We start from the raw sequence: 9716 nt of genomic DNA on the forward strand, positions 1-9716 counted from the left end.
TGATGCAAACCATAAAAGCCCACTTTGAGGAAGCTTACCGGGTATTAGCCGATTTCCTTCAATCGGATGAAAACTTTGCTAAAATAGAATTGGCAGGAAACCTGTTGGTGGATGCAATAAAAAAAGATTGTAAAATAATTTCGTGCGGGAACGGTGGCTCCATGTGCGATGCTATGCATTTTGCCGAAGAACTTTCGGGCAGGTACCGTGACAACAGGCCTGCACTGCCTGCTATTTCAATCTCAGATCCTTCTCATATCTCCTGCGTAGGGAATGATTATGGTTATCCTTTTGTTTTTTCAAGAATGATAGAAGCAATTGGCAAAGAAGGAGATGTTTTATTAGCCATCAGCACCAGCGGAAATTCAGAAAATGTGATTAACGCTATTGAAGCTGCCAGGAAAAAGGGTATTAAGATAATAGGCTTAACAGGAAAAGATGGAGGTAAAATGGCTTCGTTATGCGATGTAGAAATACGGGCTCCGAAAAGCAATTATGCCGACAGAGCACAGGAAATTCACATAAAGGTTATACATTCCCTGATTGACTTTGTTGAGAGGAATCTATAAATCCTTCGTTTTCTTCCATATTATAGGTTTTTTGCACCATAATATGAATGACTTCATCCAGCTTTTGAGCGCTTTCCTTCAGTCCTTCTATTAATTTGACATTAAATGGGTCTGCAAAGTTGTTGGTATTAAACAGATTTACCATTCCCAAAATGGAAGCTACCGGCCCTCTGATATCATGTGAAGCATAAGAGGCAATTTCCATCAACTGCGTATTCTGGTTAAGTATTTTTTCTTCGGCTTCAACCCTTTCTGTTATGTCTCTTGAAAAACATCCCACACCTATAATCTCGCCCTTTGCATTATAAATAGGATTATATCTTACTTCAACCGTCATGGGGAAGTTTCTATAATTAACTTTCTCAGATATAGTGAAAGCAGCTCCTTTAAATGCTTTATCGTAATACTTTTTCCAGTGATATTTAATTTTATCAGGGAAACCATCCACAAAAACAGAATCGCCTTTATTAAGATCGTGGCTTGAAATAAATTTATAATAGTTACTAAACGCCGTATTGGCCGAAATAATTTTATAATCTTTATCAATGGACCAAATTAAATCATTGGTATTATTAATAAGTGCATCCAGATTACTTTTTGCAACTATTATTTCTTCTTTATTTTCAATTTCACTTGTAATATCGTTCACCATTACCATTTCTGCATCCCGTCCTTTATACAACACATAATGGCCTGCAACATTTACATAAATTACGCCACCGTCTTTTTTAAAGTGTTTCCAGTGTTTGGATGAATTATACAAGGCATTATCTTTTCCGATTCTTGCAAGTAAACGCATCTTCTCATCATCCGACCGGATATCGAGGATAGTCATCTGCAAAAATTCCTTTTTGCTGTAGCCATACTTTTTAACAGCGGCCTCATTAACGGCTAAAAACTGATACGTTTCTCTGTCGTATATCCAGGAAGGAATAGGGCTACGCTCGAACAGGTAACGATAGGTTCTTTCCGATTTTTTAAGATTTAATTCTGACTCTTTTCTCCGCGTTACATCACTAATAATAGAAATGAGCATAGCCCCCTGCTTATTTTCATCAGGCTTAATGACTTTTTTATCGCACAGCCACTTAACCTGTTGGTTTACTACGATCCGGTATTCAATTTCTATTTGTTTCCCCGAATAAAGCGATTCAAATTCCTGCTTTACAAATTCCGCATCGTCAGGATGCACTATTGTATCTGTTGAAAGAGGATTTTCAGTTAACTGATCAAGCTTGTCTTCGTAAATCTCTATTAATTTACTGTTGGTATATAAAAATTTCCTGGCCTGCAAATCATATGACCACACTGCATCATTTACTGCTGAAAGAAGTTCCTCCAGGTTATACATTCCTATATAAATCGGTTAATTAAGAGTGTAAGTTAAAAAATTATCGTATACATGACAAAGAAAAGGAATGGAATCTGTACTAAATTCTGACAATCAGCAGCATAAATAATATTTTCTGTTACACAAATTGCATGGATTCGATTTTATTTGTATTTTTGCACCCCCGCAGAATGGACTCCGGGAATATGTTGAATACATAAACAATTAAAAATGGCAACAAAAATCAGATTGCAAAGACACGGTAAAAAAGGGAAACCTTTTTACTACATTGTGGTGGCCGATTCACGTGCACCAAGGGATGGTCGTTTTATTGAGCGTTTAGGTGCGTATAATCCAAACACCAATCCTGCAACCATCGACATTAACTTCGATAAAGCTTTAGATTGGGTAAACAAAGGTGCTCAGCCTACAGATACTTGTCGTGCTATACTTTCCTATAAAGGTGTGCTTTACAAAAAGCACTTAGAAGGCGGTGTAAAAAAAGGTGCTTTTTCTGCTGAAGAAGCTGAAACTAAATTTGCACAGTGGCTACAGCAAAAAGATGCTAAGATTGAGGGTAAAAAGAGCGGACTTAGCCAGTCAAAAGAAGAAATAAGAAAAGCTGCTTTAGCTGCCGAAGCTAAAAAGAAAGAGGAAAGAGCTGCAGCCATAGCTGCTAAAAATACTCCTCCTGCTGAAGAAGCCCCTGCTGAAGAAACCGCAGAAGCAACTGAAGCTCCTGCTGAAGAAAGCGCAGAATAATAAAATTAACGAAATTAGTGTGTCATCCTGAACGTTAAAGGATCTTGAAAAGCTCAGGATTCTCTGATGTTCAGGATGCTTTTTTATGGGAAGATATTATGAAAATTGAAGAATGTTTCTACCTGGGTTATATTACCAAAACCCGTGGATTGAAAGGTGAAATTCAGGTATTTTTTGAGTATGAGGAGCCCGAAAATCTGGAATTTAAATCTTTTTTCATAGACATAAACGGAAAACTGATTCCTTATTTCATTTCTTCTTATAAACTGCAAAACAACCAAACCGGTTATTTCTTTCTGGATGATGTTGATACCATAGAAAAAGCACAAAAGCTTCTGCGAAAAAAAATCTATCTTCCTGAATCATTAAAGCCTGAACGAAATGAAGACGAGTTCTTTATAACTGATCTGAAAGGTTTTATTGTACACGATAAAACCTATGGTGAATTAGGAGAGATCATAGAAATACACGAATACCCGCAACAGTATGTTGCAGTTGTCCCCTATAAATTCAGAGAAATTATGTTTCCGCTTACAGATGACTTTATCAAAGAGATAGATGAAGAAAATGGCATTGTTTACATGTCATTGCCCGAGGGTTTAATCGATGTATATATAAATCAGTAACTAATATAGTTATTTAGTATGCGCTTTGACATTATTACAGTTTTACCCGGCCTGCTCGAGAGTCCGTTTGCACATTCAATATTGCAGCGGGCCCAGAAGAAAGGAATTGCAGAAATACAAGTGCATAACCTGCGGGATTACTCTACCAATAAGCACAAAAGTGTAGATGATTATCCGTATGGGGGAGGGAGCGGGATGGTAATGTCTGTTGAGCCATTTGCTGCCTGTATAGAAGCTCTTACAGCAGAGCGCAAATACGATGAATTAATTTTTATGACTCCGGATGGAGTAACTTTAAATCAAGGCATAGCGAATGAGCTTTCTGTTAAAAATAACCTGATCATACTTTGCGGCCATTACAAGGGAATTGACCAGCGTATCCGTGATCTGTTTGTTACCCGTGAAATTTCTATTGGCGATTACGTTCTTTCCGGAGGAGAGTTGCCCGCTGCAGTGTTGGTAGATGCAGTAGTACGGTTGATACCGGGAGTTCTTTCTGATGAAACTTCGGCACTTTCTGACTCCTTTCAGGGCGAATTACTGGATGCACCGGTTTATACAAGGCCTGCAGACTGGAGAGGAAATAAAGTACCGGATATTTTATTAAGCGGAAACCAGGCAGATATTGAAAACTGGCGTTACGAAGAAGCATTGGAGCGTACAAAACAAAGGCGGCCCGATTTGCTGAAATAGCTTAAGAAAATTTAAAATCACACTTTATTTATTCAAAATATTTCCCTAATATTGCACTCCGAAAAGTCGGGGCGGTTTTTACGGGTTAAGAATCAGCTTTAAATGCTTAAAATCATGGATTTAGTTAAATTTGTTGAAGAGCAGGCGGTAGTGAAGAAAGAAGTACCTGCATTCAAATCTGGCGATACTATCAGTGTACATTACAAAATTCGCGAAGGAAATAAAGAGCGTATTCAGATTTACCAGGGAGTTGTAATACAGCGTAACGGAGTTGGTACTACTGAAACATTTACAGTGCGTAAAGTATCTAACGGTATTGGAGTTGAGCGTATTTTCCCTGTTAACTCTCCTAATATTGATAAAATTGAAGTAAACAGCTATGGTAAAGTGCGCAGGGCTAAGTTATTCTACTTACGTAGTTTAACAGGTAAAGCTGCTCGTATCAAAACCAAAAGAGTTTAATTCAATAAAAGACATTTTATTTTTTTACCTTCCTATTTCTATAGGGAGGTTTTTTATTTTGTATCTATTTTGCAAATACTGTGAAATGGTAATAGCCGTCTGTTAAAAACAAGAGCGATACTAACTCTTACTCTGTCTGAATAAGACATCAAGAAAGTGCTTATCTGAAATTAATTTATTGAGGTTTAGGATTTAATATCTGCGAGAACAGTTATACCGCCTTTAACCGCGTCTCCTAAATTCACTTTCACTTCTGTTCCCAGCGGTAAAAATACATCAACCCTCGAACCAAACTTGATAAAGCCAAACTGATCGCCCTGCTCTACTTTATCTCCTTCTTTTACATACCATACAATTCTTCGTGCCAAAGCACCGGCAATTTGCCTGAACAGAACAGGAATTCCGGATTCTGTTTCTATTACGATCGTTGTACGTTCGTTATCGGTTGATGATTTCGGATCCCAGGCAAAAAGATATTTTCCGGGGTGATATTTGAAATATTTAACTATGCCTGAAACAGGGTTACGATTCACGTGAACATTTATAGGCGACATAAAAATAGAAACCTGTATCCGCCGGTCTTTTAAAAATTCCGTTTCCTGAGTTTCCTCTATAACCACTACCTTTCCATCGGCGGGGCAGATAACATGCTGTTCATTTTGTGTCGTTTTAATTTTCGGACTCCTGAAAAACTGAAGCACAATAACGAAAAGCAAAAAGGAGAAAAGATAGATTCCCCGTTGAAACCATATGTTATCGGGCAAATAATAATGCGTAAACGCGTTAATAATAAAAATGAACAGGATACAGATCGCTATGGAAGTATAACCTTCTTTATGGATGGTCATTTCAGAAATTTTTATAGGCTCAAAGATGCTAAATTTTTTTTTATCAGGTTTCAGAAAGTACAGGTAACGCCCGATAAATATCTTTCAGATTTCTTCCCAGTTCCTTATAATCTAACCCGTAACCTACTACAAAATCATTCGGTATTTCAAATCCTACATAATGAAGTTCATCAACAGGCTTTAATAGTGATTGTGGCTTAAATAAAAGTGTACAGACTGATACCGAGGCAGGTTCTTGTTTTTTTATTTCCTCCAGAATGCTGCTTAATGTTAAACCCGTATCTACAATATCTTCTACTATAATTACATCTCTGCCTTTTAAATCCAGATTCAATCCAAGCAGTTTCTTTACTTCTCCCGTACTTGCATCAGCATTATAAGAAGCTACTTTTACAAAAGTAATTTCCGATGCAATTTCCACTTCCTTCATCAGATCGGCCATAAACATAAAGCTTCCGTTTAAAACAGCTACAAATACCGGTACTGTTTTCTCGTAATCAACATTCAGCTGAATGCCAAGGAAACGGGTACGTTTCTTTATCTGGTCGTATTCCAGTAAGAGTTCAAAATCCTTATCATCAATCTGGATCTTCATTACTTCAATTAAAAAATATTTAAACCCCCGTTATTCTGTCGCCTTCTCTTTCTTCTTTCTTCCCTTCTTTCCTGACGTAACTGCTCGGGAGTTTTAACGGTATCAGCCTTTATTACTTTAGGTTTTCCATTAGAGGGTATCTGAAGCGTATCCGGCTTTTTTCCGCCCCCAAAAAGCCTTTCGAAGAAATTGCCGCCGGCTTCTTCTTCCTGTTCAAGTAACAGCGAATCTGTAATCAGCGTATCCGCAGGAGTGGCTTCTGTACGAAGGCTCTCTTTTAGCCGGACTCCATAAAAACCGTATGCATTCGTATCACGTTCTGTTAATCCTCTTTTTGCCATTAAATTTCCTATCAATTTGAAATATCCCCGAAGGCCGGTTCTGAGTGTTCCATCTCCATTAAAAAAGTACAGCCCTTTTTTTGGCCTGGGAACAATACTGGCAAGAAAAATTCCTTCCCCCAGAGTTATCTGCGAAGGATGTTTACCAAAATAGAATCGCGATGCTTCTCCAATGCCATAAACATTTCTTCCCCATTCTATCAGGTTCAGATATACTTCAAACATTCGCTGTTTAGATGCCAGGCGAGTATTTTCAATCAGCCATACAATCAGAATTTCTTCTATTTTACGAGCCATATTTTTTTCACGGCTGAGAAATACATTTTTTACCAGCTGCATGGATATGGTACTTCCTCCACGTTTAAAAGATTTCTCCTTAAAGTTGGTTGCAATGGATTTTCGTAATGATTCGATAACAAAGCCCTTATGACTAAAAAACGAAGGATCTTCGGCAGTTAAAAGGGCGTTTTTTAGATCAGGAGATATTTCATTGATGGGGGTATAATCAGGGTTCTTAGGGCCAATTACAATGTCACGCATCGGTTTTCCGTATTCATAGGGAGTATAAACAAAGGGGTGGTTAATTTTCTGAAAATCTGTTTTCCCCCAGTTCAGAACTTTAAAATCCCTCTTATTTAATCTCGAATCAAATTTTACAGAATCGGGATGCGAGCTGTCCAGATAAAAATTAAGGTCATATTGAAGTTTACCGCTTACCTTTATTCCTTCAAGTGATTCAAACAGGCCTTTTGGAAAAGCATCAAATAATTTCTGTGCATCCAGTTCATCTGTATGAAGTTTCAATTCGTATATTTTAGTTGGATTTAGGGTATATTTTATAAAAGGCCTTGCCTCTACCTGCTCGAGGTGAATTACAGATGAGCTATCAATAGAAACATAGTTTTCGCCGATAAACATATTGGCATCAATGGATCCGTCTGGGACAATAATATCATTAGATGCAATCTTTGGCTGATTTATAAGGAGGTTTTTTACAGCCCAGGTACCATAAAGTTTTAATTCACTACCGTCCTTTACCACTTCTTTTAATTCGGTACGTACGGTATCAAAGTTCAGCTTCAGCTCATACTTCTTTTCAAGAAAGGGAAGTTCGAGTTTTTTCCCTTCAGCAAATAACTTTACGTTTAATTCTTTATCGTCACCATCAACGTGACCGTTTAAATGCCAGATCGCGAAATTATTATTAACGGAAATTGAAGATTTGAGATCGCCGTTATCAATTATTGCCGATGTAGTTAAAAACCTCAGACTGTCGTTATCATCCTTAAAACTCACACTGAAGTTCTTCACGCTCATATCGTCAGGAATTTTGTCGAGCATTTCATTGAGCAGCTTATTAGCGAGTTCTGCAAGATTTACAGGGGTTTTTTTAGCCGTAGTATCCTCCTTCTTCTTTCTGAATAAAAAATCGTAATTCCTTAAACTGTCTTTCTTTATAAGACTGATTTTACTGTTAAACATTTTAAGTCCTGCAAGCCTGATATTTCCAACAAGCAAAGGCATCAGTTTAACACTTACGCTGAGGTCGGCGATGGTAGCCAGACTATCGCGATTCTGAGGAACAACTGTAATATTTTTTAATTCAACCGTTTTTAAACCCTGGAAGCTTGCATCCCCGATTTCTACATTCAGGTCATAATCTCGTTTAGCCTTTTTAATTGCTTTATCTATAGCCGCTTTTAAAAGCTGCTCACGTTTATTATATGCAATTATTCCGGCAACAAGCGCAATTACAATCAGGGAAAGCAAAGTGATACCAGCAATTTTAAGGTAACGTGGATGAATTCGCATGTTTAAGAGGGAGTTTTTTCTCATTAACTGATTCGGCTACAAAACGTTTTAATCTTGCAATTATTTCTGAAATGTAAATATCTGTAAAAAGCCTTATGAAACAAGAAGTTCAGGCTTGGGATTTGTATTTTTGCATAAAACACAATCGATAATGATTACAAAAGAACAGGTTTTAGATGCTTTGAGAAATGTGGAAGAACCCGACCTGAAAAAAGATCTGGTTACTTTAAACATGATCGAAGATATTCATATTGAAGGCAACAGGTTAAGTTTCTCCGTTATTCTAACTACTCCTGCCTGCCCGTTAAAAGGGTTAATAGAAAATGCCTGCCGTAATGCCATCGCTCATTTTATAAGCAAGGATGTTGAAGTTTCTATCAATATGACATCAAGAGTTACTACTCAAAAAAATCAACCCTTATCAAATATCCGAAACATTATTGTTGTTGCTTCGGGTAAAGGGGGAGTTGGTAAATCAACCGTTGCAGCTAACCTGGCGTTAGGGCTGCAAAGAACGGGGGCAAAAGTGGGACTGATTGATGCAGACATATACGGCCCTTCTATTCCCATTATGTTTGGTGTGGAAGGAGCAAGGCCAAAGGCAAGCCAGACAGCAGAAGGAAAAACCAAAATTGAACCGATAGAAAAGTTTGGCGTTAAGCTGCTTTCAATTGGTTTTTTTACTGATCCTAATCAGCCAATCCCCTGGAGAGGGCCCATGGTATCAACTGCAGTAAAACAATTGTTTAATGATGCTGATTGGGGAGAACTCGATTATTTAGTTGTTGACCTTCCACCGGGAACAGGCGATATTCATATCACACTTACCCAAACCTATCCGGTTGCGGGTGCCGTTATTGTAACAACACCGCAAAACGTGGCGCTTTCTGATGCCAAAAAAGGGATTGGAATGTTTATGATGAACACCATAAATGTACCCTTGCTGGGTGTGGTAGAAAACATGTCGTATTTCACCCCGGCAGAACTACCTGAAAATAAATACTATATTTTCGGTAAAAACGGGGGTAAAAAGCTGGCTGAACAATTTGATGCTCCCTTTTTAGGTGAAATTCCTTTAGTAAAGAGTATCAGTGAAGCCGGAGATGCCGGTATTCCTGTAATCCTTCAGGAAAATAATCCTACAGCCATTGCCTTTAACGAGATTGCACGAAAAGTGGCTCAGCAGGTATCAATCAGGAATGCGGAAAATAAACAGGTAATCTTGTCCTGATAAGATAGATTATTTGTAATTTTATAAAAATAATTTTATGGATTTATTGAATAAAGTGGAAAGTGCTTTAGATACTATTCGTCCGTATTTAGAAGCAGATGGCGGGAACGTTTCGATTGAGGAAATTACTTCAGACAATATTGTTCGTATAAAACTTCTTGGTGCATGTGGATCGTGCCCCATGAGTATCATGACACTGAAAGCAGGGATTGAGCAGGCTATTAAAAAAGCTGTACCCGAAATAACAGGCATTGAAGCTATCAACTTAACCGCAATGGATGATCCGAATGCGGTAATGCCAGAACGTTTATCATAAAAATAATCAGGAATACAGAAGCGGTTGCGGAATTACAGTGCCCCCAAAAAGTTAGACACTTTCTGGGGGCATTTTTATGATAAAGAAAAAGAAGCACAGTTTTGAATTTAAGCTGCACTGTGTAAAGGCAA

General features: G+C 37.9%; 11 protein-coding genes. 7 read left to right on the plus strand and 4 right to left on the minus strand.

What is annotated here, in order from left to right; all coding sequences use genetic code 11:
- Window positions 1-2 precede the first annotated feature (2 nt).
- The gene (gene lpcA, locus ACLCDL_RS07270) at window positions 3-569 is read left to right on the plus strand and encodes a D-sedoheptulose 7-phosphate isomerase (protein WP_423147619.1); all 567 of its coding nucleotides are present in this window, start codon (window positions 3-5) and stop codon (window positions 567-569) included.
- On the opposite strand, the gene ACLCDL_RS07275 is transcribed toward lpcA, so the two are convergent.
- Window positions 529-1920: a PAS domain S-box protein gene (locus ACLCDL_RS07275; protein WP_423147620.1), complete on the minus strand. Its 1392-nt coding sequence runs from the start codon at window positions 1918-1920 to the stop codon at window positions 529-531. The two genes, lpcA and ACLCDL_RS07275, sit on opposite strands and share 41 nt — an antisense overlap.
- A gap of 210 nt (window positions 1921-2130) precedes the next feature.
- Here ACLCDL_RS07275 and ACLCDL_RS07280 point away from each other — a divergent pair, with 210 nt between their 5' ends.
- The 4 genes from ACLCDL_RS07280 to rplS all read left to right on the plus strand — a co-directional run bounded on the left by ACLCDL_RS07280 (window position 2131) and on the right by rplS (window position 4442).
- Window positions 2131-2661, plus strand: coding sequence for a 30S ribosomal protein S16 (locus tag ACLCDL_RS07280; RefSeq protein ID WP_423147621.1), 531 nt, complete (start codon window positions 2131-2133; stop codon window positions 2659-2661).
- Between the two features lie 44 nt (window positions 2662-2705).
- Window positions 2706-3287: a ribosome maturation factor RimM gene (gene rimM, locus ACLCDL_RS07285; protein WP_423147622.1), complete on the plus strand. Its 582-nt coding sequence runs from the start codon at window positions 2706-2708 to the stop codon at window positions 3285-3287.
- Between the two features lie 18 nt (window positions 3288-3305).
- On the plus strand, window positions 3306-3980 hold the full coding sequence (gene trmD, locus ACLCDL_RS07290) for a tRNA (guanosine(37)-N1)-methyltransferase TrmD (RefSeq protein ID WP_423147623.1): 675 nt from the start codon (window positions 3306-3308) through the stop codon (window positions 3978-3980).
- Window positions 3981-4094: 114 nt separating this feature from the next.
- Complete coding sequence (gene rplS, locus ACLCDL_RS07295; protein WP_423147624.1) at window positions 4095-4442, plus strand: 50S ribosomal protein L19; 348 nt, start codon at window positions 4095-4097, stop codon at window positions 4440-4442.
- 185 nt (window positions 4443-4627) lie between these two features.
- Here rplS and ACLCDL_RS07300 read toward each other — a convergent pair whose 3' ends face one another.
- Genes ACLCDL_RS07300 through ACLCDL_RS07310 form a run of 3 tightly spaced genes read right to left on the minus strand, consistent with a single transcriptional unit; the run spans window position 4628 to window position 8038 of the window.
- Window positions 4628-5290, minus strand: a complete 663-nt coding sequence (locus ACLCDL_RS07300) for a phosphatidylserine decarboxylase family protein (protein ID WP_423147625.1) — start codon at window positions 5288-5290, stop codon at window positions 4628-4630.
- A gap of 43 nt (window positions 5291-5333) precedes the next feature.
- Window positions 5334-5885 (minus strand): hypoxanthine phosphoribosyltransferase, encoded by a 552-nt coding sequence (gene hpt, locus ACLCDL_RS07305; RefSeq protein ID WP_423147626.1) that lies wholly within the window; start codon window positions 5883-5885, stop codon window positions 5334-5336.
- A gap of 8 nt (window positions 5886-5893) precedes the next feature.
- On the minus strand, window positions 5894-8038 hold the full coding sequence (locus ACLCDL_RS07310; protein ID WP_423147627.1) for a transglycosylase domain-containing protein: 2145 nt from the start codon (window positions 8036-8038) through the stop codon (window positions 5894-5896).
- A 151-nt stretch (window positions 8039-8189) separates the two neighbouring features.
- Between ACLCDL_RS07310 and ACLCDL_RS07315 the strand changes: the two genes are divergently transcribed.
- Both ACLCDL_RS07315 and ACLCDL_RS07320 read left to right on the plus strand, forming a co-directional pair.
- Window positions 8190-9269 carry an Mrp/NBP35 family ATP-binding protein gene (locus tag ACLCDL_RS07315; protein ID WP_423147628.1) on the plus strand — a complete coding sequence of 360 codons (1080 nt, stop codon included), beginning with the start codon at window positions 8190-8192 and terminating at the stop codon, window positions 9267-9269.
- A gap of 37 nt (window positions 9270-9306) precedes the next feature.
- Window positions 9307-9585, plus strand: a complete 279-nt coding sequence (locus ACLCDL_RS07320) for a NifU family protein (protein ID WP_423147629.1) — start codon at window positions 9307-9309, stop codon at window positions 9583-9585.
- The last annotated feature ends 131 nt before the right edge of the window (window positions 9586-9716 follow it).

The sequence above is a fragment of the Rubrilithobacter danxiaensis genome (assembly GCF_047272945.1).
GTDB lineage: Bacteria > Bacteroidota > Bacteroidia > Sphingobacteriales > Sphingobacteriaceae > Rubrolithibacter > Rubrolithibacter danxiaensis.

Coding starts and splice junctions, on each gene's coding strand:
- lpcA (WP_423147619.1), top strand. CDS start 3: ATGCAAACCATAAAAGCCCACTTTGAGGAAGCTTACCGGGTATTAGCC.
- ACLCDL_RS07280 (WP_423147621.1), top strand. CDS start 2,131: ATGGCAACAAAAATCAGATTGCAAAGACACGGTAAAAAAGGGAAACCT.
- rplS (WP_423147624.1), top strand. CDS start 4,095: ATGGATTTAGTTAAATTTGTTGAAGAGCAGGCGGTAGTGAAGAAAGAA.
- ACLCDL_RS07300 (WP_423147625.1), bottom strand. CDS start 5,290: ATGACCATCCATAAAGAAGGTTATACTTCCATAGCGATCTGTATCCTG.
- ACLCDL_RS07320 (WP_423147629.1), top strand. CDS start 9,307: ATGGATTTATTGAATAAAGTGGAAAGTGCTTTAGATACTATTCGTCCG.
- hpt (WP_423147626.1), bottom strand. CDS start 5,885: ATGAAGATCCAGATTGATGATAAGGATTTTGAACTCTTACTGGAATAC.
- trmD (WP_423147623.1), top strand. CDS start 3,306: ATGCGCTTTGACATTATTACAGTTTTACCCGGCCTGCTCGAGAGTCCG.
- ACLCDL_RS07275 (WP_423147620.1), bottom strand. CDS start 1,920: ATGTATAACCTGGAGGAACTTCTTTCAGCAGTAAATGATGCAGTGTGG.
- ACLCDL_RS07310 (WP_423147627.1), bottom strand. CDS start 8,038: ATGCGAATTCATCCACGTTACCTTAAAATTGCTGGTATCACTTTGCTT.
- ACLCDL_RS07315 (WP_423147628.1), top strand. CDS start 8,190: ATGATTACAAAAGAACAGGTTTTAGATGCTTTGAGAAATGTGGAAGAA.